The 22,935-nt window shown below is 41.5% G+C and carries 30 protein-coding genes and 2 pseudogenes; 10 read left to right on the top strand and 22 right to left on the bottom strand.

The genetic code is table 11. The features are described from left to right. Position 1 precedes the first annotated feature (1 nt). Positions 2-229, top strand: coding sequence for a hypothetical protein (locus tag F6K20_RS00270; RefSeq protein ID WP_287293310.1), 228 nt, complete (start codon positions 2-4; stop codon positions 227-229). A 20-nt stretch (positions 230-249) separates the two neighbouring features. After that, entirely contained in the window at positions 250-2,025 is a 1,776-nt protein-coding gene (locus F6K20_RS00265) for an ABC1 kinase family protein (RefSeq protein ID WP_008177568.1), read from the top strand. Here the strand turns inward: F6K20_RS00265 and F6K20_RS00260 are convergent. From F6K20_RS00260 to F6K20_RS00220, 10 genes are all read right to left on the bottom strand, one after another. Then, positions 2,020-3,207 carry a hybrid sensor histidine kinase/response regulator gene (locus tag F6K20_RS00260; protein WP_008177570.1) on the bottom strand — a complete coding sequence of 396 codons (1,188 nt, stop codon included), beginning with the start codon at positions 3,205-3,207 and terminating at the stop codon, positions 2,020-2,022. The two genes, F6K20_RS00265 and F6K20_RS00260, sit on opposite strands and share 6 nt — an antisense overlap. A 109-nt stretch (positions 3,208-3,316) precedes the next feature. Next, positions 3,317-4,918: a baseplate wedge protein gene (locus F6K20_RS40425; protein WP_502708798.1), complete on the bottom strand. Its 1,602-nt coding sequence runs from the start codon at positions 4,916-4,918 to the stop codon at positions 3,317-3,319. Between the two features lie 221 nt (positions 4,919-5,139). Beyond that, positions 5,140-5,475: a DUF5615 family PIN-like protein gene (locus tag F6K20_RS00255; protein WP_009149585.1), complete on the bottom strand. Its 336-nt coding sequence runs from the start codon at positions 5,473-5,475 to the stop codon at positions 5,140-5,142. A gap of 3 nt (positions 5,476-5,478) precedes the next feature. Beyond that, a complete protein-coding gene (locus tag F6K20_RS00250; protein WP_009149587.1) occupies positions 5,479-5,820 on the bottom strand; it encodes a DUF433 domain-containing protein in 342 nt (113 codons plus the stop codon). 198 nt (positions 5,821-6,018) lie between these two features. Continuing rightward, positions 6,019-6,216 carry a hypothetical protein gene (locus tag F6K20_RS00245; protein ID WP_044494489.1) on the bottom strand — a complete coding sequence of 66 codons (198 nt, stop codon included), beginning with the start codon at positions 6,214-6,216 and terminating at the stop codon, positions 6,019-6,021. A gap of 124 nt (positions 6,217-6,340) precedes the next feature. Next, a complete protein-coding gene (locus F6K20_RS00240; protein WP_009149589.1) occupies positions 6,341-6,583 on the bottom strand; it encodes a hypothetical protein in 243 nt (80 codons plus the stop codon). Positions 6,584-6,827: 244 nt separating this feature from the next. Then, the gene (locus tag F6K20_RS00235) at positions 6,828-7,124 is read right to left on the bottom strand and encodes a hypothetical protein (RefSeq protein WP_009149590.1); all 297 of its coding nucleotides are present in this window, start codon (positions 7,122-7,124) and stop codon (positions 6,828-6,830) included. Beyond that, positions 7,111-7,416, bottom strand: a complete 306-nt coding sequence (locus tag F6K20_RS00230) for a BrnT family toxin (protein WP_009149592.1) — start codon at positions 7,414-7,416, stop codon at positions 7,111-7,113. Before F6K20_RS00230 ends, F6K20_RS00235 begins: the two co-directional genes overlap by 14 nt. A gap of 4 nt (positions 7,417-7,420) precedes the next feature. Further along, the gene (locus F6K20_RS00225) at positions 7,421-7,552 is read right to left on the bottom strand and encodes a hypothetical protein (RefSeq protein WP_009149594.1); all 132 of its coding nucleotides are present in this window, start codon (positions 7,550-7,552) and stop codon (positions 7,421-7,423) included. Between the two features lie 148 nt (positions 7,553-7,700). Beyond that, positions 7,701-8,309 (bottom strand): Uma2 family endonuclease, encoded by a 609-nt coding sequence (locus F6K20_RS00220; protein WP_009149596.1) that lies wholly within the window; start codon positions 8,307-8,309, stop codon positions 7,701-7,703. Positions 8,310-8,571: 262 nt separating this feature from the next. Between F6K20_RS00220 and F6K20_RS00215 the strand changes: the two genes are divergently transcribed. Next, positions 8,572-8,748, top strand: a complete 177-nt coding sequence (locus F6K20_RS00215) for a hypothetical protein (RefSeq protein ID WP_154659889.1) — start codon at positions 8,572-8,574, stop codon at positions 8,746-8,748. A 62-nt stretch (positions 8,749-8,810) separates the two neighbouring features. On the opposite strand, the pseudogene F6K20_RS00210 reads toward F6K20_RS00215, so the two are convergent. The 9 genes and pseudogenes from F6K20_RS00210 to F6K20_RS00170 form a co-directional block, all read right to left on the bottom strand. Beyond that, positions 8,811-9,488 (bottom strand): annotated as a pseudogene (locus F6K20_RS00210) (Uma2 family endonuclease). 143 nt (positions 9,489-9,631) lie between these two features. Then, a complete protein-coding gene (locus F6K20_RS00205; protein ID WP_009149601.1) occupies positions 9,632-10,090 on the bottom strand; it encodes a type II toxin-antitoxin system VapC family toxin in 459 nt (152 codons plus the stop codon). Continuing rightward, positions 10,077-10,316, bottom strand: a complete 240-nt coding sequence (locus F6K20_RS00200; RefSeq protein WP_009149603.1) for a hypothetical protein — start codon at positions 10,314-10,316, stop codon at positions 10,077-10,079. Before F6K20_RS00200 ends, F6K20_RS00205 begins: the two co-directional genes overlap by 14 nt. Before the next feature lie 233 nt (positions 10,317-10,549). After that, a complete protein-coding gene (locus F6K20_RS00195; protein WP_009149605.1) occupies positions 10,550-11,101 on the bottom strand; it encodes a Uma2 family endonuclease in 552 nt (183 codons plus the stop codon). A gap of 190 nt (positions 11,102-11,291) precedes the next feature. After that, entirely contained in the window at positions 11,292-14,183 is a 2,892-nt protein-coding gene (locus tag F6K20_RS00190; RefSeq protein ID WP_009149607.1) for a hypothetical protein, read from the bottom strand. Positions 14,184-14,198: 15 nt separating this feature from the next. Beyond that, on the bottom strand, positions 14,199-18,362 hold the full coding sequence (locus F6K20_RS00185; RefSeq protein ID WP_287263410.1) for a baseplate J/gp47 family protein: 4,164 nt from the start codon (positions 18,360-18,362) through the stop codon (positions 14,199-14,201). A 165-nt stretch (positions 18,363-18,527) separates the two neighbouring features. Further along, entirely contained in the window at positions 18,528-18,680 is a 153-nt protein-coding gene (locus F6K20_RS00180) for a hypothetical protein (RefSeq protein WP_154659890.1), read from the bottom strand. 78 nt (positions 18,681-18,758) lie between these two features. After that, positions 18,759-19,040: a YgiT-type zinc finger protein gene (locus tag F6K20_RS00175; RefSeq protein ID WP_287264990.1), complete on the bottom strand. Its 282-nt coding sequence runs from the start codon at positions 19,038-19,040 to the stop codon at positions 18,759-18,761. Positions 19,041-19,042: 2 nt separating this feature from the next. Continuing rightward, positions 19,043-19,351 (bottom strand): DUF4258 domain-containing protein, encoded by a 309-nt coding sequence (locus F6K20_RS00170; protein WP_287264988.1) that lies wholly within the window; start codon positions 19,349-19,351, stop codon positions 19,043-19,045. Positions 19,352-19,601: 250 nt separating this feature from the next. Between F6K20_RS00170 and F6K20_RS39765 the strand changes: the two are divergent. The 6 genes and pseudogenes from F6K20_RS39765 (at position 19,602) to F6K20_RS00135 (ending at position 21,591) form a co-directional block, all read left to right on the top strand. Next, positions 19,602-20,017: pseudogene (locus tag F6K20_RS39765) on the top strand (element excision factor XisH family protein). Beyond that, positions 20,005-20,340, top strand: a complete 336-nt coding sequence (locus tag F6K20_RS00155) for a XisI protein (RefSeq protein ID WP_071102561.1) — start codon at positions 20,005-20,007, stop codon at positions 20,338-20,340. Before F6K20_RS39765 ends, F6K20_RS00155 begins: the two are co-directional and overlap by 13 nt. A gap of 251 nt (positions 20,341-20,591) precedes the next feature. Further along, a complete protein-coding gene (locus tag F6K20_RS00150) occupies positions 20,592-20,909 on the top strand; it encodes a DUF433 domain-containing protein (RefSeq protein WP_287264984.1) in 318 nt (105 codons plus the stop codon). Beyond that, a complete protein-coding gene (locus F6K20_RS00145; protein WP_287251688.1) occupies positions 20,902-21,075 on the top strand; it encodes a hypothetical protein in 174 nt (57 codons plus the stop codon). Before F6K20_RS00150 ends, F6K20_RS00145 begins: the two co-directional genes overlap by 8 nt. Positions 21,076-21,208: 133 nt before the next feature. After that, a complete protein-coding gene (locus F6K20_RS00140; RefSeq protein WP_009149621.1) occupies positions 21,209-21,439 on the top strand; it encodes a hypothetical protein in 231 nt (76 codons plus the stop codon). A gap of 29 nt (positions 21,440-21,468) precedes the next feature. After that, entirely contained in the window at positions 21,469-21,591 is a 123-nt protein-coding gene (locus F6K20_RS00135; RefSeq protein ID WP_267872082.1) for a hypothetical protein, read from the top strand. Between the two features lie 22 nt (positions 21,592-21,613). Here the strand turns inward: F6K20_RS00135 and F6K20_RS00130 are convergent, their stop codons facing one another. From F6K20_RS00130 to F6K20_RS00120, 3 genes are read right to left on the bottom strand one after another with little or no spacing between them, the layout of a single operon-like run. Beyond that, positions 21,614-21,925 carry a hypothetical protein gene (locus tag F6K20_RS00130; protein ID WP_287263412.1) on the bottom strand — a complete coding sequence of 104 codons (312 nt, stop codon included), beginning with the start codon at positions 21,923-21,925 and terminating at the stop codon, positions 21,614-21,616. Between the two features lie 59 nt (positions 21,926-21,984). Continuing rightward, positions 21,985-22,245: a ParE family toxin-like protein gene (locus tag F6K20_RS00125; RefSeq protein ID WP_287251686.1), complete on the bottom strand. Its 261-nt coding sequence runs from the start codon at positions 22,243-22,245 to the stop codon at positions 21,985-21,987. Further along, a complete protein-coding gene (locus F6K20_RS00120; RefSeq protein WP_008186276.1) occupies positions 22,242-22,448 on the bottom strand; it encodes a hypothetical protein in 207 nt (68 codons plus the stop codon). The genes F6K20_RS00125 and F6K20_RS00120 overlap by 4 nt, the downstream gene beginning before the upstream one ends. 11 nt (positions 22,449-22,459) lie before the next feature. Between F6K20_RS00120 and F6K20_RS00115 the strand changes: the two genes are divergently transcribed. Beyond that, positions 22,460-22,597, top strand: coding sequence for a hypothetical protein (locus F6K20_RS00115; RefSeq protein ID WP_287293304.1), 138 nt, complete (start codon positions 22,460-22,462; stop codon positions 22,595-22,597). Positions 22,598-22,935: the final 338 nt, after the last annotated feature.

Here is a 22,935-nt window from a genome sequence, read left to right as displayed (position 1 = left end):
AGTGCGATCGCTTTTTTTAGACCAGTCTAGGGAAACTCAACACTGGCACGGCATCCATCAATATTTCCCGCTCTTGACGACACCCGACACCCGACACCCGACACCCGACACCCGACACCCGACACCCGACACCCGACTCCCTACTCCCTACTCCCTACTCCCTACTCCCTACTCCCGACCCCTTGACCAACCGCAAAGTTCAAGAGATAATTTTCTTGTAATTATTTAACAAATCTTAAAATACTAACCTTGCAGTACGAGCCAAGAACCATTTCTGACTACTACCGCCAGCGTTCTCGGCTAGTCTGGGGGCGCAGGATAGCTTTAGTAGGGGCACTGATTACCTTTAGCATCAGGCTAGCGTGGGATTTCGTCACCGGTAGCCTTACCCAAAATCAGCCTCAACGAGCCTGGGAATTTCGCGAAAAGCTGACTGAACTTGGTCCAACCTTCATTAAATTGGGACAAATCCTTTCCTGTCGTCCGGATATTGTTCCTCCTATTTATTTAGAGGAACTCACTAAATTACAAGACCAATTACCTCCTTTCCCTAATCACATTGCCTATCAGTTAATTCAAGAAGAATTAGGGGATAACTATAACAACATCTATGGCTCACTGAGCGACAAACCCGTAGCTGCTGCTTCCCTAGGACAAGTGTACAAAGGGACACTCAAAACTGGTGAAATGGTAGCAGTAAAGGTGCAACGCCCTGGTCTGGTAGAGTGTATTTCCCTAGATATCTATATCCTGCGGAAAATAGCAGCATGGGCGCAAGAATCAATATCCTTTGTTCACAGCGACCTAGTAGCACTTATCGACGAACTAGCTATTTGCTTGTTTGAAGAAATGGACTATACCCAGGAAGGTCGCAATGCGGAAAGATTTGCCCAACTTTACGGTGACATTAATAATATCGCTGTACCACGTATATACTGGCAATACTCGGGGCGGCGGGTGTTAACCATGGAGTGGATCACTGGGACTAAATTGACGGAACTAGAAACCATTAAAGCCCAGGGATTAGACCCGAATACCCTGATTGATGTGGGATTTCAGTGTTGCTTGCGGCAACTTTTAGAAGAAGGTTACTTCCATGCTGACCCTCACCCTGGCAATTTATTGGCTACCCCTGATGGGAAATTGGCTTATCTTGACTTTGGCATGATGAGCTCAGTAGAACCGTCTTATCGGTATCGGTTACTCGAATCCGTTGTCCATATGATTACTGGTGATTTTGAAGGTTTAGCACAAGACTATAAGAAACTCGACTTTTTGCCACCGGAGACAGATGTGACCTCGCTGATTCCTGAACTCACTGATATTTTTGGTGGGGTGATGGAAGCTACTGTGTCAACATTCGGCTTTAATCGTATTATTCGGAAGCTATCCCCGTTACTTTATAAATATCCATTTAAATTACCCACTTACTACCTCCTGATTTTCCGCAGTGCCGCTACCTTAGAAGGGATAGCAATTAAGCTCAATCCTAATTTTCAGCCCTTCAATCAAACGTATCCCTATGTTGCTCAACGGCTGTTAACGGATTCATCCCCTGAATTAAGGACTTGTTTACAGGAGATTGTCTATCAGGATGATGAAATTCAATGGCATGTTTTGGAGGAGTTATTAGGTCAGGTGCGCACCAGTAGGAAGTTTGATATTAGTGCGCTCTTACACCAGGGTTTAGAATTTCTCTACTCCGAGCAAGGGAGTATATTGCGTAATGCTCTGGTTGAAGAGATGGTTACCAGTTTAGAGAATCTCTCATACAAGACTCTTGGCCAGATAACTGCATCGGTGGGCTTGGCGGTTAATGTAACTGGAAAATTAGAGTCTCCTAACCTGGAGCGGATGGAAAAGATTGGGGCTATGATTATTGAATCCTCTAGGTTTGACCTAGAATCGGTACCGAAGATGCTGGAACTTTTGTTAAAGCAGGAAACTCAACGGCTAGGTCAACAAATTGCTTCCGAAATTGCCAGGCGAATGTTTCGCTTGAGCGAAGAATCCCCGTCCTTATAGGCCGGGGAGTGTCAACATGATTAACGGTAAACTAACGGTAAATGTAGTACCATCTCCCAACTGACTCTTGAGAGAAATCTCACCACCATGAGCTTCCACACACTGTTGAACAATAGCTAGTCCTAAGCCACTACCAGGAATTGTGCCAACATTGCTAGCACGATGGAAAGGCTGAAACAGTTGCTGTTGGTCTTCTGGAGGAATGCCCATCCCCTGGTCTTGAATCCGGAAGATAACACATTCTGTCTGAGCAATCAGTTCAAACTGAACTGTTCCCCCTGTGGGTGAGTACTTAATAGCGTTGGTGAGCAAATTGCTAAAAATGTGTCGCAGCAATCGTTCATCCCATAGGGCTTCCCTCAATTCCCCTTGACTGGTAAAAACTAGCTGATGGTTGTTGTTGGTACTGATTTGTAACTCTTCCACTAATTGGTGACAAAACCGTTTCAAATCCAACCGAGTAGGTTGACACAGGAGTCTACCGGAATCAGCTTTACTGATTAATGAAACCTCATCCAACAACTGGGCCATGTTTTTGATGGCCGAGCGAATTAGCCGCAAATGAACCAGTTTTTTTTCTTGAGGTAATTGTTCCTCTTTGTCTTGGAGCAATCCAGAACAAAGGAGGATTGTATTTAAGGGATTACGAAAGTCGTGAGAGAGCATGGAAACAAATTCAGCTTTGCGCTGGTTGACTTCTTTGGCTCTAACCAACTCAGCGGTTTGTTCCTGAACCTGACTTTCTAGGGCTTGATTTTCTTGTCGTAATGCAACTGCTGCCTGCTTACGTTCAATAGCATAGCGCAAGGAACGAACCAGCATTTTTGCCTTGACTTGCCGCTTGACTAGATAATCTTGTGCTCCTTGACGAACTGCTTCAATCGCTAATTCATCATCATTGGTATTGGTTAGCACTACAATCGGTAAACTAGGCGCTTGCTTCATCAAGGGTCCGAGGGATGCTAGTCCGTGGCTGTCCGGTAGAGTCAGATCTAATAAGATCACATCGTAGGGAATTGAGATTGCTCTAGCCTCAGCGATTTCCTGGAGTGCATCCCGCAACCGCTTGACATGAACTAGACTAAAGTGCCTGAACTGAGCTTCTTTCAAAAACTCTTGTAACAATCTGGCTTCTGCCAGGTTGTCCTCAATTAACAAGATTTTTACTGAGCCTTCAGGCATTACCTTTGAGTATTTCTTCCTGCAAGTTTCTGTTAGTCAACCCTGATGTCTCAGCCCTAGGGCGTGTTTTCAAAGTTTTCCGCAAGATTATGATCCCCCCCAGCCCCCCTTAAAAAAGGGGGGAGCCATACTCAAAGTCCNAAATATGTTCGACTATATGGAATCCTTCGGTTTCATCCAATTCATTGCAGAGAGCCAAAGTTTTTCGATGGTAAGGAATTCCTAGTAAACTACAAATTCTTTGTTTTAGTCCCGATACGTTTTCTGTATCCCAAACCTGACTGGAATCAGTGTAATTAAAGGCTTTACCCCTCCCAGCGCTAATTTGGGGATAATTTTGTAAGAAACTAATTTTATCATCAATCAGTTCTTCTTCCAGGATTGAATCATATAAAAGTAAGGAATAATCTGTGAACTTTTCACAAAACTGTGCCATTAAATGATCCAGAAAACGGTTTCTTCTTGCTAAATCAGTTTCATTCCATTTATCTGTTGGTGAATTGGACTCTGGATTTAGGACTTCTGCCGCACCTGGGAGGTTAGAAAGATCCTGGGAAAAGTAGGTTGTCTTGTTCTTAGTTTGAAAAGAGAATAAATCTTTAGCATGGTCTAATTGAGCAAAATAGTCAGCTAAAAGTTTATCAAAAAACATTAAATAAGCTTGCAGTTGTTTGGCTTGAGCCTTGCGTTTGGGAGATGCGGAAGCTGGTAAACCTATTTCTCCAATACCGTAAGTAGCAGGAAAATCGTTTTGGATTGATTCATAGTCAGATAATTCCCGGTATTGTCCCACTGGGATGGGGATATCTTTTGTTTGTTTTATTGATGGTGTTTTGGTGTTTTGCTGTTGTAAGGATTCCAGATGACTTTTAGCTTTAGCCAGGTTCAGATTGCACGAAATTTGTCCTTTATAAAAGGTAATGTTACTTGTCAAGCCATCTATATCTTTGAGTTGGGGTGTTAGATTAGGCTCTAATGCTAACGCCCATTCTTCTGATTCTGATGACTTGTCGCTTGAAATAGTAATGCTTCTAACAGTTTTTATCCCTGGAATATCTAAAATAATCCGAATTAGGTCAGAGGTGTGCAGTTGGTCTTTCTTGATAAAACTATCAAGTTGTTCGTTGTCAATGAAGCCATGTTCCAGGGGAACACCATCAAAGATTGCTTCAGGAGTTTTGCCTTGATCCAGTAGTTCTTTGACAGTGAAAAATTCTAGGTGAGGAGAAATAAAGTTATCTAAGCCCAAATATATCTGTGCCATTAATTCATTCACATCAAATCCTTCTTCAATCTCGATATCGGCTTTGATGGTGATTTCTTCAATGGGTAAGATTTCGACTGAAGCAAAATCTTCACACAGATTCCGATGCTGATTAAGTTTAGATTTTACTTTTTCTATGAGACTCGCTTCGTCAGAGACATTTTTGTCTTTTTCGATTAGTACCCGATAAAGTCCATTTAAGTTTACTTGCTGAGTGCGTTTAGAAGCTTCAAAAGTTAAGGTATGAAGAAGCGAATCGTAATAAATTGGTGGTTCTGAATTCTTAATTGGTTTAACCCATGCATTTTTCACACCATCAATGTCGATTAGAAGTTTGCGATAATCATTAATAGTGAGGGGATTAACGGTGAGGATTTCTCTGGCGGTGAAAAACTGCTTGTTGTTTATTTCTACATCTCCAGGAGCAGGTGCAAGCAAGTCTTTCATCTCGAAGTCAAGGCGGTAGCTCAAGTCCGTGATGGCATAGCAGAGTTGTTCTAGGATAGTAATACCAGGATCGTGGGTATTGTAGTCTGTCCACAGTTTCCCCCCTAGGCGTTCGATGTGCTTGATACCTTCTTGTCGCAATAAGGCGAAATTCATGCCAGGATGTTCTGGGGGGGCGTTGGAGATGGTAAGGTTTTCAGTCATGTTAAGTTATTTGTAATTTATTGCTGTGGACGGTTTACTCGAATTAATTTATTGGTCAAGGATTCTTCTTTAGAAATTGCTTGATTGATACGTTGAGCTAGACTTTTTATATCTCGATCGTCCGTACATACGATAATGCCATTATGGTTTGGTTGTTCAAGATGAAGTCTAATGAAATGACGACGATTTTGAGTTAAAATTGCTCTGTTGTTGTTTACGGCAAAAGCTAAAACTTCTGCATCAGAATCCCCAGCTTTTTCGGCTTCTTGAACGGTTAACACATTATGACCGAAATCTCGGAGAACTTGCACAACTGGTAAGGGAAATTGTTCGTCGGCATAAAGACGTGCCATAGATTATATTGTAGACTCCATTGCTTTTTTTTCCTCTCGAATAGCTGTTTCAATTTCTTCTGGATATGCCTTAGCATAAGCCCAAGCATTAACTAAATCAACAGCACGAAGTTGAGGATAAAATGCCAGTAATTCAGCATCAGTTGAACCCTGATCGCGTAAACTGACTAACAGCCACACAGGAATACGAGTATGTTCAATACAAGCATCCCCACCACATACCCCAGGGGTTTTGGTAATTCTCGAAGAACTATTGTTAATAACTTTGGTTAGTATTTCCATTGCTTCAGCTTGTTCAGTAGGGGTTAAGGCTAAGAGTTGAGTTTTTAATTCTTTAAGAGTCATGGTAATTACCTCATTATTTTTGCTAAGGAGGTTCGGTTTAAATTTGTAGATGGTGCGTTACGCTACCGCTAACCCACCCTACAAGATCGGTGTACGCACTTTGGTAAGGAGGTTCCGTTTAAATTTGTAGATGGTGCGTTACGCTACCGCTAACGCACCCTACAAGATCTACAATATCGGCGTACGCACTATGCTTTCCTATCGGATAGAGCGTGAGCCTTCTTGGGACATTAAAGGTAAATCCGGTCGTCTAAGGGGTTTGGAAATAATTTTTCTGTTGCTTGCCGTTTGTCGCTTCCGTAAGTCATCACAGATGGCTTTCAAATCGTAATTGAAACTTCTAGCGTGTTCCTCTCGAATTCTGTAGATCTCTTCTAGAATTTCATCTCTCCACATTTTTATTCTCCCATTAATTCATAAGGTGTACAAATAGTGGGCAACTCCTATTATACTGGTTTCAATGTAGACGGTTTCGCTCACAGAAATCTCTAAAATCTCTTCATCCCTGATCCTAAAGCATTTAATCCTTGTTCTGAAGGTGTGTTGCTAAAGCCTCGGTTTCTAATCCTTGCAAATTGTCTGGTTCAGATGCAGCACCATTATGTTTAGTTAACTCTTCTTCTAATACCTGAATTGCTCCTTGGATCCGGAGTAAGGTTTCACGGACATTGGCTTGTTTGGCTTCTAAATCGGCGAGTACTTTTTGTCCTGATTCAAATTCGGCTTTGAGTTGGGTTAGGCGTTGTTCGAGTTGTTCTTTCATGTTCCTTGTTGAATATGATGGGTTACAATAGTAATAATAGGTTGTTTAACTCGGCGGTAATTGGGAATAAAATCTTGATTTTATTAGGGGGCGTGTTTGGGTTTGGGTTGGGATACAAAACCTGGGATTAGTATATTATAGCGTTGATCGCACCGTTGCTTTGGTAAGGAGGTTCGGTTGAAATTTGTAGATGGTGCGTTACGCTACCGCTAACGCACCCTACAAGAGCGGCGATCGCTCTTACTTAACGGCTTGTTTCAGTGCGAATTTCTTGTAGGATATCCGATATTTCTGCTTCTGAGTCAATATGCTTGGCTAAAACCTGTGCTGTTGCTTCTAGTACGCGGTTAGAAAATGATTTGGCTAAATCCTCTCTTAGCCCTTGTCCAATATACAGTTTTAGTAATGCCTCACAAGACATATCTCGACTAGCAGCTACTTTTTTGAGGGATGCTAAGGTATCCGTTGGAATATCCAGGGATACTTTTTCTTGAGGACGGGGGTGCAGTTTAATGGTAAATTCTTCTTCAGGCTTGTTCATAGAGTTTCCTTTCATTTCGAGTAGCTTGACGAGCGGAAATTATCCGGTTTCGCCTTCCTCTTTCCACATAGACAACTAACAAAAGGCGTTGTTCTAAAGAATAGCCCAGAATAAACTCACGTTGCTCACCATTGGCTATATTATTGGGAGTTGCTTCTCCCTCTTGGTAAAAGGGATCAAAAAAAGCTTCTGTCGCTTCCTCAAAGCTAATACCATGTTTTTCCAGGTTACTCTGGGCTTTATTGCTATCCCACTCAAATTCAACGCCTTGTCGTTGATAGACAATATTCATGGGTTCATTCTACTTGGATGCGGAGTAAGGTTTCACGGACATTTGCTTGTTTGGCTTCTAAATCGGCGAGGACTTTTTGTCCTGATTCAAATTCGGCTTTGAGTTGGGTTAGGCGTTGTTCGAGTTGTTCTTTCATGTTTCTTGTTGAATATGATGGGTTACATTAGTAAGAAAAGGTTGTTTAACTCGGCGGTAATTGGGAATAAAATCAAGATTTTATTAGGGTGCGTGTTTGGGTTTGGGTTCGGATACAAAACCTGATCTTAGTACGCACTAGTTAATCCTCACCTTTGAGCCTGAAAAATCTGTTCGGCAGTTAACTTGAGTTCTGGGAATGTAGGTGACTCAATCACCTCGCTTCCCCTCAACTGCTGTACTTGGTATTCCCCATCCACAAGCTGATAGAGAGAGAGAGTCGGTTGTTTGGGATGACCAATAAAGCGCACTCCACCCACACCTAGATAATCCACAATCCAATATTCACGAATGCCCATCGCTTCGTAGTCAATGAGCTTGTAGCCATAATCGTCGCGCCAATTGGTGCTGACAACCTCGATAATTAGAGGGATGGATTCTCCATGAATCACCGTTGATTTTTTCTGCCATAAAGGCTCAGATGCCAGATGGGAACGATCAATGAGTAGCAAGTCTGGATTATAGCCAGTCTCCTTGTCCTTTGGTTTGACCAATGCTTTTTGAGGAATGCGATAGGGTAGCTGCATTTTTGTGTATTCCAGGGTCAATTCTTGGGTAAGAAATCCTGTAATATCTTCATGCTTTCCTGTGGGTTGCATCTCTACGATCTTTCCATCATGTAATTCGTAGCGCCTAGTCTCTGGCAGCCATTCAAGAAATTCATCAAAGGTTAGTAGTTTTGGTGATAATTGAATCATGGTGGATGGTAATAAAATAATGTTACTAATAGGGATGGTGTTACCGACTTGTTTCAGTGCGAATTTCTGGTAGGATATCCGATATTTCTGCTTCTGAGTCAATTTGGGTTGGGATACAAAACCTGAACTTAGTATATTATAAGGTCAGCTATCAGCTATCAGCTATCAGCTAATGCGCTACGCGCACGCTACGCGAACAGCTTATGGGCTATGGGCACGCTACGGGAACAGCTTTTGAATAAGCGATGCAGAGGTGCGACCCGTGGCGAATTTAATTCGCCTACGGAAAACGCACCATTACGGTCTTGGGGAGGCAGCGCGGTCTTGGGGGTTTCCCCCACTCGCTATTGCCGTGGTTTCCCCCACTCGCTATTGCATCAAGACAACAGGTAAACATTCGTTTAATCTCTGTTACGGAAAGCTCACGGCTGACCGCTGACCGCTGACCGCTGAATGCTTACATTATAAGCCCTAACGCACCCTACAAGAGCGGCGTTTGCACTACAAAGCCAGAGCGAAAATCTGCTGTGCAGATAAGTTGAACTGGGGAAAGGTCGGGGAAACAATGGTCGTTTTTTCCGTAAATGGATTCATCTGATATTCTCCATCTACCAAAGTACAAACAAACAGTGTGGGTTGCTTAGGGTTACCGATAAACTTTCTCGCCCCCAATGCTGCGTAATCGACAATCCAATATTCTTCAATACCCATCTCCTCATAATCTCTTAGGTGCGCTTGACCTTGGCGAATTTAATTCGCCACGGGTCGCACCTGAAGTTTATTGTAGTAATCGTCACGCCAATTAGTTGAAACAACCTCGACGATTAATTTGACCGAATCAGGATTTTGGATAATCGATTCGCTTTCCCATCGCGGTTCTGCCCCAAGAACTTCTTGGTTCAAAACGATGATGTCCGGCTCATAACCTGATTGTTGGCGTTTGGGTTTGACAATCGATTCTCTAGGAATAGTCCAAATGCCGCCTTTGCCCATCTGCCTGATAATTATTAATAGTTGCTCGATCAGGGCACCGGTTAGATTTGAATGTTTTCCCTTTGGCTTGGGCATTTCGATAATTACTCCATCATGGAGTTCGTACCGGACTTGGGAGTTTTCGGGATACCAGCTTATAAATTCATCAAAGCTGTATAGTTTGGGTTCGGCTTGGGCTTGAATCATAGGTCTTTTTTAGATTATTTGGCAACGGGTGACAGGGAACATAAAAATGATGTTGCCGGAGCTTCTGTGTTGTCTTATCTATCTGTTTTGGCAAGTTCTTATTCTAATACCTGAATTGCTCCTTGGATGGGGAGTATTATTAGTTAATAACTTGGCACAATCACCTCAATTTCAGGATGCCAATTAAAATCATCTTCATTAAACGTATAAATACTGGTTACTCCATGGGATATCATAATTGCCAGGTGCATTAAATCAAATACTCTAGCACCCTTTACAGGGTGTGTTTTGAGCAATTCAAACCATTGCTTAAAGATATTATCTGACATGGAGAGAAGTTCTATATTGGGCATTTGCAGAAATCTTTCAATCCGCATTATTGTCTCTTGAGTAGTCAGAGGATTGGCTACAGATTTGGAACTGGTAACAACAGCATAAAACTCGGCAATCACCTGAGAAGACAGACAGATAACTTCTATTTGACTAGGTCTTAAAATTTCTAAAGCTGCCCGATGTTTTTGCCTATTATCCTTACTTAAATCAATTGAATATACCAGAATTTTAGTGTCTAAATACCGTTTTATTTTATTATTCGATGCCATAGACATTACTTCTAGTAAGTGGTTCTTTTACACCAAGGTCAGCAACCAACCAATCAAACTCTTGATGAAGTTGCTTCAAGTCTTCTTTCTCTTTGTCTTCTTTTTCACTTATATCTTGTGAAAAAATATTCTGTTGAGAAACCGCCTTAAAAGCAGCAATAATTTCTTCAAGCATAGCAATCTGTTTCGGACTTAGATCTGTCACATCTATGACTTTATTTTTCATTACAATCTTCCTCGTTTACTATTAGGTGTTTTGATTATAGCATGAGCGTACGCACTTCTAGGGATAAGTTGTTTAATGCGATCGCACTTTAAGGTGTTGGTGGGCATTGCATAGGATAATATTCAACCTATTTCCTTATTTGTCGGCAATGCCCACCCTACAAGCTGTTCCCTGTTCTCTGTTCCCTACAATCCATAAATTGTATACCTCATAGCTATGATAATTGCTATATCTCAGATAGTTTTTGATATTAACTTTTCCACTGACACTTCAACATGGGGAAAGGCAACAAGGGAGAGACTTCCTTGGCTATAGGTTTGTTTGATTTGATAACTATCCCCTGATGGTTGCTGAAACACGATCAGTTGTTGAGCTTTCAAATCTACAACCCAATATTCTAAAATGCCAGCATGAGCATAGGCGATTCGCTTCTGTTCCAAGTCTTTTACCAAGGTAGTGTCAGATATTTCTATCAATAAGTAAATTTCCTCGGCAGAAGGGTGACGATGGTCATACAAGGAAACTGGCAATTTAACAACAGCAATATCTGGTTCGGGTTCAGAATCAGGAAGGGTAACTGGATGTGCTTCGTAGATTTTGGCGCAACCTCGGAGCTTTTCCCGTAAATAGTCTGCCATAGAATCGTTGATTTTCCGATGCAATGGTCCCTCTGGTGACATTTCAATAATTTTTCCCTCTAGTAATTCCACATGACGCTCACTGAGGATACCTGCTGCAATCATGTGATGATAGTCTTCAATTGACCATTTAGCTAAGGTAATCATTTTTATACACTAATTAAAGATGGCTCTTTTGGAATTTGTAGATGGTGCGTTACGCTACCGCTAACGCACCCTACAAGATCGGCGATCGCACTTTCTAGACATTGTATGCATTTATGTCTTTATTTTAATCCTCGGAGAGTGACACAAGAGGGATTAGAGCGGGTTTGGTTGTCAAATGACTAATGATTTCCTAAACACCTATTATTGGTAAGTAAAATGCCATGACCACAAGTGTTCTTCCGCCACCGAAGCCATCTAGGCATGATGGGTTGCTATTCCACCTTGCCACATTGTCGCCAACTTTCTTCCACTGGAGCTTAACGGTATGCTCACCTGTCTCAAGCGGCAAGACGAGATTGCCATTCAAATTCACATTAGGATGATTAGGGCTATGGGCTTGAAAGTGCGAACCAGATTGGGGACAGCCATTACCGTCCACGACTAGCCTTGTTGCAATGAGATTACGACCTTTACAATTCCCATTTGGTTGGACATTAATGGAATAGGTACAAAAAATTATTGCTTTTCTATCTAGCTTGAAAGGAACTGATGTATCGGAAACATCTTCCCACCCCGCGCATGTGATAGAAACATCAGTATTTGGTTGGGCTGCCCATATTCCAGCCAAAACCCCGCCACCTTTAATTTGTCCTGACACATCCAGCTTTGCCTCTGGACTATCCGTACCAATCCCCACATTGCCCTTTCCAGGCATTAAGGCAATATGATCGTCACAATGATTAGATGTTCCAATCTCCAGTGTCCTTGCCTCTGGTTCGCATCCTCGACGGTAATATCTGATCCAGGCAGCATCACCACAACTTAGTTGTATCGCTCCAGTTACAGTTAGGTTTTTTACTGAAAGCTCCTGACTCTGAGAACCAGAAAAACGTGTTTTTGTGTCTACATAGGTTTTAATTGCTTTCTCCGTTGGTATTACACAATCGCTATTACCTTCGAGAGTACCATCACAAGAAAATTCATTCACCGCTACTCCCTGTAGTAGCTTGAGATTGCCGTTCACTTCTAGTTTTGCCCCTGGATTTGTCCTCCCAATCCCCACATTACCATCTTTGGTGAGGTTGAATACATCACACGCTTCTGCTGTAGAAAAGCTCAATCGCCCACCAGGTTTATTGGCAATTTCTACCCGATTATTCAATCCTTCGTTGGTGGAAAGTTCTAAGACGGCTAGGTTAGTGCAAGATTGAAATAAGCCTACTGCATCTGATCCTAGGACATGAAACTTGTGAGTTGGATTGCTCGTCCCAATCCCCACATTGCCTTTTCCAGGCATTAAAACAATATGATCGTGACAATGATTAGATGTTCCAATCTCCAGTGTCCTTGCTTCTGGTTCACCTCCTCTACGGTAATATCTGATCCAGGCAGCATCACCACAACTTAGTTGGATCGCTCCATTTACAGTTAGGTTTTTTGCTGAAAAATTCTGACTCACAGAACCATGGAGAAGCGCTTTAGTATCGGCATAGGTTTTAATTGCTTTCTCCGTTGGTATTGCACAATCGCTATTATCTTCGAGAGTACAATCACAAGAAAATTCATTCACCGCTACTCCCTGTTGTAGCTTGAGATTGCCCTTCACTTCTAGTTTTGCCCCTGGATCTATCGTCCCAATCCCCACATGGCAATCTTTGATAACCATCTGTGCTATTCCGTCAGTACCAGGGTTCAGTTCATTGTTATCATGAGTACCACCTTTGTACCAAGCAAAATTATTGTCAGTGCGGAAATATTGAGTGCCATCCTGTATCCCTATCCCGTAATTATTATTACACATGTTAATTATCTGTCTTGTGGGTGTATCAAAGCTAAGACTTCCTGAGACAGATAATTCATTTGTGGTTGTACAGCCATCTACCCGTAGGTTTTTATCCCCTGGATCGGAATCACCACCAACGTGCAAACCGCCATTTATAGAGAGTTTAGCCCTTGGATTTGTCGTCCCAATCCCCACATTGCCCTTTCGAGGCATTAAGGCAATATGATCGTCACAATCATTAGATGTTCCAATCTCCAGTGTCGTATTTTCTCCTGAATTTCCACAACGGTAATACCTGATCCAGGCAGCATCTTTACTACCATAACCCGGTTCTTTAGTAAAGAAAATACCCTTGTTTTCTCTATTACCCGCACTTGGTTTTATTACTCCATTTACAGTTAGGTTGTTTGCTGAAAAATCCTCACTCGGAGAACCATTGAGAAGTGCTTTAGTATCGGCATAGGTTTTAATTGCTTTCTCCGTTGGTATTGCACAATCGCTATTATCTTCGAGAGTACCATCACAAGAAAATGCATTCACCGCTACTCCGTACTCTAGCTTTAAATTTCCGTTAACTTCTAGTTTGGCATCTGGACAGGTCGTCCCAATCCCCACATTGCCTGATTCACTTACAATGGTTAAATGTTGTTCTTTTGAAACGCATTCGCTATAGCTTTCTATATATAATTTTTTTTCTGAACTGCCAATGTACTTAAGGTCAAAACCCCCGTTTGCTGCGGTCGATTCTCGCAATTGAATGGTTGCATTATTTTGACCCCAAATCTTCAGGACAGGTTCATCTCCTTTAATTTCCAGCTTTGCATCTGGACTATCCGTCCCAATCCCCACATTGCCATTTTTATTAATCAGAAAAATCGTATTCTTTAACTCATCATCAATCCGTAAAGCATCTTCATGACACGTCTGGCGAATATGGAGTTTCGCCTTCGGCGGATCATCGATACTCAGTCCCACATTCCCGTTACTGCTGTCAATAAAAAGCTTACTATCTCCAGAAGAATTAGAGATATTTAAAGCTGGCTTATTTCCTAATTTTTGATTAATACTCCAAGTGTTCGTGTCACCCGCATAAAAATCCAACAGTTTCTCATCCGTACCTTGGGCGGTAATCTTGATGGGGGCGGTAATCTTGAGGGGAGTATCTGCCCCAGCCGGGTTTTCTATGCCATCATCTTTTATATTGAGGGTGGAATCAATAAAGTCGGCAAAATCCTGTTGAGAAGGCTTTTTACCTGTCTTGAATAATTCTTTTAGTTGACTTCTCTTCTTTTGAGCCATGCTCTTTAACTCCTTTTAACTAACTTCAAAATCATTAACAATACTCATATAATCAATCCCCTCAAAATCCTCTTCATCATAAGAATTTTCTGTGCCCATCAGGCAGATAATATGTTGAGGGGCAGAAACCAAAATTGAATCCGGGTGTTGCACTTGGGCGAGATTATACGGATTCACCGGATAATCGGTATCTGACTTACCTTGAGAACCAGCTTTGATGGGGACTTGCTCAATTAATTTGAGATAGCCAACATCATCTACATAATGTCTTTTCTCAATAAAATGGATCACTGAGGAATTATGGATTGAACTACCAAAGGTAATATCTGCTTGTTCTTCATAAGCCCACGGGGACAAAAAGCATTTAATATCTTCATTGAGTTGATTCAGATAGTCCCCCTGGTCATATCCAGCGAGAAAACGGATACCCACTTTGTATTGAATGGGTTTGTAGCGGGGATTTTTCACCACGATTTGCACAAATGGTGAGGTATAGTTTTGCAGGTATGCCTGGATTTCCTTTAGTAAGTAGGAAGGTGCTTTGGGTTCCAGGGGAAAGAAAGGCGCAGTATTAGAGATGTCGGGAATTACCACCACTGTCACCTTGGCATCACCAGGATTGTGGTTGCCAGCAGCAGAGGTGATACATTTCACCTTATAGATTTGGGGGAAATGTTCCAGTACCAGGCGTTCGTAATCCCAGGCGGTTATAGCCCTCTGTTTATGGCGCAGTCTTTCACTCACCCGCATGGTGAAGGCGCGATTGTCTTCTTTTGGTTTACCTCCAAAGGAACTATAGGGCTGTTGTACTGTGTTGATGGCGGGTTCTCGTGTGACAAATCCTTGAATAGAATTAGCTGCGAGGGGTTTACTTAAATGGTCGGCTGCATTCCCCTGATTCACAAAGGTCGCCCTGACTGCTTGGGTTTTGATGTCGAGAGTATCAGGAATTGCAGCAGCATTTTCGGTGACGGTAGCTCGTAGCCAATGTAAACCACTGGGTAACAAGTTATGCTGACTGGTGGCTCCCTCAGGGATACTCAAGCGGATAATCCCCGAATCGACTAACCCGTTGGTACTATCGGAAAGCATCTCTGTGTCTTTAAATTCTCGCCAAGCATTACCACTCAAGTAACTCCAGTGAATCTGTGGTGGAGTTAGTTCCCCATTACCACTGCCCGGTATCATTTGGAAGAGGATGGAAATGTTTTGGGGTGGTTGCAGATTGCGGATACCGATGTATAAAGTGCCTTCTTCTTGATAGTTCGGTAGGAGATAATATTGGTTGTCTTGATTGAGAGTTTGGATATCGGCATAGCCAAAGGGATTAAGTTGGAATATTTTACTAGGTTCCTGCTCGCTTTGGGAGGCTTGCAAGTCAATCTCTACTGAGGCGGTATAGTCGAGGGAGATGGCTTTCACTTCCGGGGTGTAAGGGAGATAAACTGGCAGGGATTTGATTTTTGTTGATGTATCATTTCCTTCGTTATCTTTAACAAAGTCTGTATCCGTTGACAAAGCCACCTTAGTTGATACTACTGGATGTAAATCATGGGCAAAATCTGGGCTTTCTAATTCCAGTTGAAAATACCTGTTTTGTTCAAAAGGATCGTCTGTATCGGTTTCATAGGAATAAGTATCCAAAGAATAGCCTGGAATTTGATAATTGAGGTGAATTGGATTACTTAAAGTATTGTCTTCTTGGGTAAAGATGGATTTGGGACCTTCAATATCCACCCAGCTTCTGTTATTGAGAAGTTTCAAACTGGCTTGAAAGCTGTTATTAGTAATTGCCTCCGGAATTATCTTGGTGCTATTGTATGCCTGATAATGGGTAGCAAAGTCTTGAGGAAGTCCCATCCATTCCATCTTGATGGCAATACTATCTAACTTTTTGGTGCTAATTTCTCGATTGGCGAAGTAAAAACCCGAACCTACTTTAGGATTATTGCCAAAGGGTTTAAAAGGAGTTTTGGGATTTAGTACTAAGTTATCGTTCCGCAGTTGGACATCTTGAATATTTTCTACTTTAACTTGTATATTGACTTTTTCTAAGGATACTGATTTGAATTGATCGTAATAGATAAGTGTTTCCTGGGTATTTTCTGATGGTGATATTTCTTTCAACAGAATTTTTACAATCGGATAGGAAGTTGCGATGAAAAAAGTTGACTCATCTGGTTTTGGTGGCAAGATAGCTGGTAGGGTAGAATCGAGTTTTAACTGAAACTGTAAACTGTTAAGGTAAATAGCAGAAGAACGATAGAGGTTAATCTTGTCAGTACTAACAGCATCTTGAGGGAAATTACCGATACCAATTTGCTGTATATTAGCTTCATTATTATTAACTAATCCTGTAATCTGGAATATCTTACCGTCATTCCAAACCAGAAGTTGCTTCACGTTGCTAGCAGAAAAGGTATGTTCAGAGCCTTCAATAAAATAAACACTTGTAAAGTTATCGTTGTCCGAAGCAGTGGAACTCAGAGATAGTTCTGTACTGCTATAAGATACTAGTGGATCTTCTACAATAAAAACGCCAATTTCATATTCAAAGGATTCCGGTTGTATCCATTGCGCTTCACTACTCAAGTAAATTTCAAAAGGGCCATTTTCACTACTTAGTATTGCCTGGAACTTATCCCGATTCAAAGTCCTTTCTTCACCGGTGAAGGTAAGGGTAATATTACATGTTCCTTCTTGTAACAACAAGACGGGAGAAGTAACGGCAAAACCGATGGAATTTTGTGAGGTTTGAGTAATGTTGCCAAAAGTATTAAAACGTTGTGCTTTAGTTGCTTGTACCTCTTCGGCGTCAACTAGTGAACTTCCATGGATATTTTTAATTTCGGTTTTTCCAATAGGAGGGTAAGTAAAGTTTCTTTTCTTGGTTTGGGCTTTCTCAACGAGGCGATAGACTTCTTCCCAATCAGGATTTTCTGTAGTAGCTTGGATTTCCATAATCTTCCGGAAATCTGCCACACTCAGATAAAGTTCTTTTTTGACATATCTAATAACTAGCTCTTGGTCAAGATGAGCAAATATCTCTTGGAGAGTTGTATAACCATTAGGCATTTTCGGCAAAGGATCGCCAGGATTAGGTGACCCAAGAGCCAATTCCATCATGCTCTTGAAAGCCAATTGTTCTCGCTCTTCTTGTTCTCGCTTTTCTTTTAAGGCATTACGCCTCCCCATGGTAATTTTTTTTCTGTAAGCTTTTTCTAGTATTTTATAAACTTCGTTCCATTCTAATTCTGTAGGTTCTTCTTTATCTGCTTGGGCCTTATTTATTTGCCTATCATGGATATCAAAGCAATACTTAAAATCTTCCGTATTGAGGAAAAATAATTGTTCTGTAATATAAGAGGTTATGTTATCATCTGTTGGTTGATTATCTTGAATCGCTTGATAAATATTGTCTTTGAGATAATCAATATCAACAGTTTCTTCACCAAAATCAGGAAGTTGGTCTCCTTGGTTGGGTCTGCCAACTGCCCAGCGCAGCATATTTTCAAAACTTTGATCGCTCTTATTATCTTGATTATGAATTTCTTCTAAACCAATAGAATTTTTTTCTATAAATAACGTTTTGATGCTGGCTACTTGAGCTTGATTAACAACTATATCTTCATCGGTGGCATAGTTAATATTAACCCCTTGACTATCTTGTCCAGCACTGAGCAAAGTACCCTTGTTAATAAGATGGGCTTCTTCTCCTTGCCCCAGCTCAAAAATTACATTAACTTTGTCTGGAACTTCCTCTTTTGTCCTTAACTGCAGTACCTCTTTATAATAAAAATCGAGATATCTTTGGGTCAGTGCCTTGAACTGTTGCTGAGGATAGCGTAATAATTGTAAAAACGTGAACAACAAAACTAGATGAGGTTGAGCTAATTGCCTTTGTGTCGATGGATCGTCGGCAAAACTTTCCGGGTTCTTAATGTAAGCAAGCATTTGCTCAACATCTCCCCCAAAGAAACTCGACCAATCCCCATTTATCCGATTGGACTCATCGTAATAGTTTAGTTTTGTGGCATACTCTTGTACGAAGGTGAGTAAATCAGAAACATCGCGCTCATCTACGGAAACATAATCTGGTTCGAGTTCCCTTAGCAAGCGTCCGCGCTGACTAACGCCATCACGAAAAATATGATGTATAATTTTCTTGTTTGTATTCATAACTAAATTCTATATCATTGATCAGGAGGGCGGATGTAAACTTTATTAACAAGCCAATCTCAAATAAAGTAATAAATCTTCATATCAGGAAGGAAAATAAAATTTGGTGTAAGCATTTAGTTATCAGCCATTAGCGATCAGCGATCAGCGATCAGCGATCAGCGATCAGCCATTGGCCGTAGGCCACGCTACTTGAGGTGCTATCAGCTTTTGAATAAAAGCTGACGGCTGACGGCTGTTCGCGTTCGCGAAGCGTCGGCTTTGCCGAAAGCGTGGCCAACGGCCTTTAGCTGTTCGCGCAGCGTGCGCGTAGCGCATATGCTTACTTTAAAAAGCTATTTGCCCACCCGACAAGAATAGGTAGGGTGGGCAAAATTCAAGCGGTTGTCGGTTTGATTAGAAATCATGGCTAATTTGCCCACCCGACAAGAGCGGCGATCCCACCCTAAACGATTGTCCGATTAATTCAAAGTCTTTGGTTTCTTGATTTTTAAGTTTGGCTCGAATCTGAGCAAATTGTCTAACAACATTGGGGTTATATAATCGTTCGCCACAATGTAAACAGACTTCGGCTTCTACTTGAACAATGGCTGTATTTCCCCCACCTTTGAGGAGTTTTTTAACTTGTTTGGTGGTCAATTCTCCTTGACAATTAGGACATTTTTTATGGGTTTTCATCACTATCTCCTTATTTGGCCATTAATCCACTTTTTCGGATCAGGTCGATATACAGTAACTAAAATAGCTGTGTTTGTTTCTTGATCATAATCCCAGACGCTATGAATTGGCTCAGTTGCAAAGTTTTCGCCATAGATTAGGCAGCGCGGATAAGGTTGATGATTAGTATAGTCTTCTATGATTTCACCATACAGAACAGAATGATAAATTTCATCAAAAGACAATTGATATTCTTCTGCTTCTTCGTCAGCATGATCGGTAATCCAAAATCGATAATCAAGAATTGCATCACTAATTTGCTTTATATTCATTCATTTTAGCTTACATCTGATTAAGGATAGCTGTATTGTACTATTTTAATCGATAAAGCACCGAATATTACCAGATAGATGGTGCGTTACATTTCATGCTTCGCACCCTACAAGAGTAGCGATCGCACTATCTTTTTAGATCACAAATGGTTACACTCTTTGCCTATCAATCGTTTCAAGCAATATCGTCCCCCCATATGCCCCACATCACTTGTATAATTGAGTTAATTTCAGTTCTGATCTGCACAAGATGCCTAACCGCGATCGCTTCCATTATGGTGTTCGCCGTGCCCTAGAAAAAGACGGGTGGTTGATTACTGATGATCCCCTTCGCCTGCGTTGGGGTAAGCAAGATATGTACGTTGATCTAGCAGCCGAAAAACTGCTCCTAGCGGTCAAAGATGAGCAGCAGATTGCTGTTGAGATTAAAACCTTTGGTGGTCCGAGCTCAATTGCTGATGCTCAAAAATCCCTAGGTCAATATTTTATTATCTCTCTGTGATTAAACGCTTAGAACCTCAACGCAAGCTTTATCTAGCACTCCACGAAGAAGTATATGAAGATTTCTTTACAGAACCCCTGGGAGAAATCATTCTCAGTGATTACAACGTGCCTATTATTGTCTTTGACCCCGATCGGGAGGTTATTATCCGATGGATAGATTAACTAATTACCGCAAACTAATTCGAGAAATTATCACAAATCATACAAAAGTGCCCTATAAGCATGGAGACATTAAGTTTGAGACGGTCTTTGATCGGGAATCCGATCGCTACCTGCTGATGATTTTAGGCCGTCAGAATAAGCACTATGAGCATGGTTGTTTAATCCATGTTGATATTATCGATGGAAAAATCTGGATTCAACGAGATGGCACAGAAGTTGGAGTGGCTAACGAATTCGTTGAAGCTGGTGTCCCAAAAGAGCAAATTGTTTTGGGTTTTAAGTCACCTGAACGCAGGAAAGATACGGAATTTGCTGTTGCGTAGAGCGTACCCTATTAGTCGTAGGGTGGGCAAATTCTGAGAGTTTGACAATTTGATCACGAATCATGTCCATTTGCCCACCTATTAGTGGTAGGGTGGGCAAATTCTGAGAGTTTGACAATTTGATTAGGAATTATGTCCATTTGCCCACCCTACAAAAGCGATCGCGTAGCGTGGCCTACGGCCAATCGCACTTTGTACAACACCTAATTGAAAACTGCTATAATTGAATTAAAAGGATATCTAATCAAAAAATGACTAGGACACAAGTAAGTACAGAACATATTAGTATTAATCCCGAAATTCGCTTCGGTAAACCTTGCATTATGGGAACAAGGATAGCTGTTATTGATATTGTCAATTGCTATCTAAAACTGTCAGAATCTCTTGAAGATATTGCTCAAAATTATAATTTATCTCTAGCTTCGGTTCATGCGGCAATGGCCTATTATTACGATCATCGAGAAGAACTGGAAATTCGTAGGGCAGAAGGTGAAGCATTTGCTCAGGATTTTGCTAAAAATAACCCTTCTTTATTACAGGAAAAACTTAGGAATTTAAAGGGTGAGTAAAAGGATTCGTTATCATTTGGATGAGCATATTAAATCGGTAATTGCCCGGGAATTACGCCATCGTGGAATTGATGTAACAACTACGGTTGAGGTACAGTTGAGAACTAAAAGTGATGAGTCTCAATACTCCCTACTCCCTACTCCCTACTCCCTTTGCTATAGCTGATAACTGATAGCTGATAGCTATCGATCGCATTTATTTACATTCTCCCTCAAAAAAAAAATTATAAAAACCCTTGACAAATTAAATTATAATCATTACGATTATATATGTAAACAAAAAGCAAAAGGTTACCCTTATGCCATCAGAATTTCCAACTAATAATCCAGACAACAATCCAGAGGATTCTTCCAACAAAAAAATCCGTGTTCAGCACATTTTAAAGGGCGACCGCAAGGCAGTAACTAATACCATGCATGCCCTGTATGCAATGGGCTACGCCCAAATATCCGAGTGGAGTCCTCTGCAGCGGACGGATGTTCCCGGAGAATTCATAACAATTATGACCAAGTACTTCAGGCTCCGTTAAAACGTTAAAGCGATGCAGAGGTGCGACCCGTGGCGAATTTAATTCGCCTACGGAAAACGCACCATTACGGTCTTGGGGGTTTCCCCCATGAGCGACTGCATCAAGACATTGCTGGGGGGTTTTCCCCCTGGCCAAACCATCCGGTCCAATAACATAGGAGCACGTCTGGATAGGTTATAAAACTGAATGACATAAGGTAACATTCCTAGCCGTGGATAGTATTTCTGCGGCTATTTTTTTTAAGGTTGGGATGTTGAAGGTTGAAGGTTGGGATGTTGAAGGTTGGGATGTTGAAGGTTGAAGGTTAGTTGGTTGAAGGTTGAAGGTTGGGATGTTGAAGGTTGAAGGTTGGGATGTTGAAGGTTGGGATGTTGAAGGTTGAAGGTTGGGATGTTGAAGGTTGAAGGTTGGGATGTTGAAGGTTGAAGGTTGGGATATTGAAGGTTGAAAGCACTGTAGGGTGGGCAAATTCTGAGAGTTTGACAATTTGATAAAGAATCATGTCCATTTGCCCACCCGACAAGAGCGATCGCACCAGGCGATCGCTACTTTGAGCCTAATATTTTGTCATATTCGGCGTGTGTTCCAATCCAAAACCAAGCTAGATCATTATCCTTTTCTACCGCAATCGCTCTGTAGTGTAAACCCACTCGAACTGACCAAAACCGACCTACTTTCTTGAAATGTAGTGAGGGATATCGAGGATCCTGTTTGAGCAACTCGTAACATCTATCGGCAAGTTCTTGGATTTCCGATGGTAGCTGTCGATAATAATACCCAAAATCTGGTGTAGCAAGATGTTTCACAAATCAGTACAATTTCCTTGTTGTAAATCTTTCAGTGCTTTGTCTGCTAGTGCATCTAGCCTACCAGCCGCAACATCTGCTTCAAATTGTCGATCCCAATTTGCTGCATCAAATTCTGCAAACCAAGTCCGAAATTTGGCGAGATCCTCACTAGACAGTTGACTGACAGCACGTTCAATTTCTCCTAAGTCACTCTTATTCATAAGCCCTAATTTTGTACAGATCTATTCAAATTATACCGGGGACTACTTATTTGTTTACATTTAATGGTTTGCACCCAAAAAGAGCGATCGCACTGAGTTATCGCGCAAGCATTCAGCCATCAGCGGTTAGCTGTCAGCCGTCAGCCTAATGTTTAAAATAAATCTCAAATGAGAGATATTTCTACTCCCTACTCCCTACTCCCTACTCCCTACTCCCTACTCCCAGATCCGCTGTTCCCTTTGCTAAAGCTGATAGTGTGTTCGCATTCGGTTGGGTAGGGTGGGCAAATTCTGTAGCGAAGGCAATAATATCAACAATCCTGTCGATTTGCCCACCCTACTTTATCGGCTAAAGCTGATAGCTGAATACTTACATTATCGCTGTCGGGTCATGCCAATTATTGCGTCTACGGTAAAGTCTGAGATAGTGTCAAGGGTGGGGAGTATATCAGTTCCGGCAAACACCAGGAGCTACCACTGGTGTTTG

Source organism: Moorena sp. SIO2C4, assembly GCF_010672485.1.
Classification (GTDB): Bacteria; Cyanobacteriota; Cyanobacteriia; order Cyanobacteriales; family Coleofasciculaceae; genus Moorena; species Moorena producens.
Note: the sequence above shows the minus strand (reverse complement) of the source record. Positions and strands in the feature narration are given on the sequence as shown.

Bases quoted from the DNA above. Each gene is read 5' to 3' on its own strand.
- F6K20_RS00170 (WP_287264988.1), bottom strand. From the start codon at position 19,351: ATGAATATAAAGCAAATTAGTGATGCAATTCTTGATTATCGATTTTGG.
- F6K20_RS00195 (WP_009149605.1), bottom strand. From the start codon at position 11,101: ATGATTACCTTAGCTAAATGGTCAATTGAAGACTATCATCACATGATT.
- F6K20_RS00155 (WP_071102561.1), top strand. From the start codon at position 20,005: ATGGATAGATTAACTAATTACCGCAAACTAATTCGAGAAATTATCACA.
- F6K20_RS00200 (WP_009149603.1), bottom strand. From the start codon at position 10,316: ATGAAAAATAAAGTCATAGATGTGACAGATCTAAGTCCGAAACAGATT.
- F6K20_RS00185 (WP_287263410.1), bottom strand. From the start codon at position 18,362: ATGAATACAAACAAGAAAATTATACATCATATTTTTCGTGATGGCGTT.
- F6K20_RS00140 (WP_009149621.1), top strand. From the start codon at position 21,209: ATGCCATCAGAATTTCCAACTAATAATCCAGACAACAATCCAGAGGAT.
- F6K20_RS00250 (WP_009149587.1), bottom strand. From the start codon at position 5,820: ATGACTCTTAAAGAATTAAAAACTCAACTCTTAGCCTTAACCCCTACT.
- F6K20_RS00230 (WP_009149592.1), bottom strand. From the start codon at position 7,416: ATGAATATTGTCTATCAACGACAAGGCGTTGAATTTGAGTGGGATAGC.
- F6K20_RS00220 (WP_009149596.1), bottom strand. From the start codon at position 8,309: ATGATTCAATTATCACCAAAACTACTAACCTTTGATGAATTTCTTGAA.
- F6K20_RS00190 (WP_009149607.1), bottom strand. From the start codon at position 14,183: ATGGCTCAAAAGAAGAGAAGTCAACTAAAAGAATTATTCAAGACAGGT.
- F6K20_RS00235 (WP_009149590.1), bottom strand. From the start codon at position 7,124: ATGAACAAGCCTGAAGAAGAATTTACCATTAAACTGCACCCCCGTCCT.
- F6K20_RS00240 (WP_009149589.1), bottom strand. From the start codon at position 6,583: ATGAAAGAACAACTCGAACAACGCCTAACCCAACTCAAAGCCGAATTT.
- F6K20_RS00180 (WP_154659890.1), bottom strand. From the start codon at position 18,680: ATGCGCTACGCGCACGCTGCGCGAACAGCTAAAGGCCGTTGGCCACGC.
- F6K20_RS00255 (WP_009149585.1), bottom strand. From the start codon at position 5,475: ATGGCACGTCTTTATGCCGACGAACAATTTCCCTTACCAGTTGTGCAA.
- F6K20_RS00150 (WP_287264984.1), top strand. From the start codon at position 20,592: ATGACTAGGACACAAGTAAGTACAGAACATATTAGTATTAATCCCGAA.
- F6K20_RS00120 (WP_008186276.1), bottom strand. From the start codon at position 22,448: ATGAATAAGAGTGACTTAGGAGAAATTGAACGTGCTGTCAGTCAACTG.
- F6K20_RS00260 (WP_008177570.1), bottom strand. From the start codon at position 3,207: ATGCCTGAAGGCTCAGTAAAAATCTTGTTAATTGAGGACAACCTGGCA.
- F6K20_RS00205 (WP_009149601.1), bottom strand. From the start codon at position 10,090: ATGGCATCGAATAATAAAATAAAACGGTATTTAGACACTAAAATTCTG.
- F6K20_RS00245 (WP_044494489.1), bottom strand. From the start codon at position 6,216: ATGTGGAGAGATGAAATTCTAGAAGAGATCTACAGAATTCGAGAGGAA.
- F6K20_RS00225 (WP_009149594.1), bottom strand. From the start codon at position 7,552: ATGAAAGAACAACTCGAACAACGCCTAACCCAACTCAAAGCCGAATTT.
- F6K20_RS00175 (WP_287264990.1), bottom strand. From the start codon at position 19,040: ATGAAAACCCATAAAAAATGTCCTAATTGTCAAGGAGAATTGACCACC.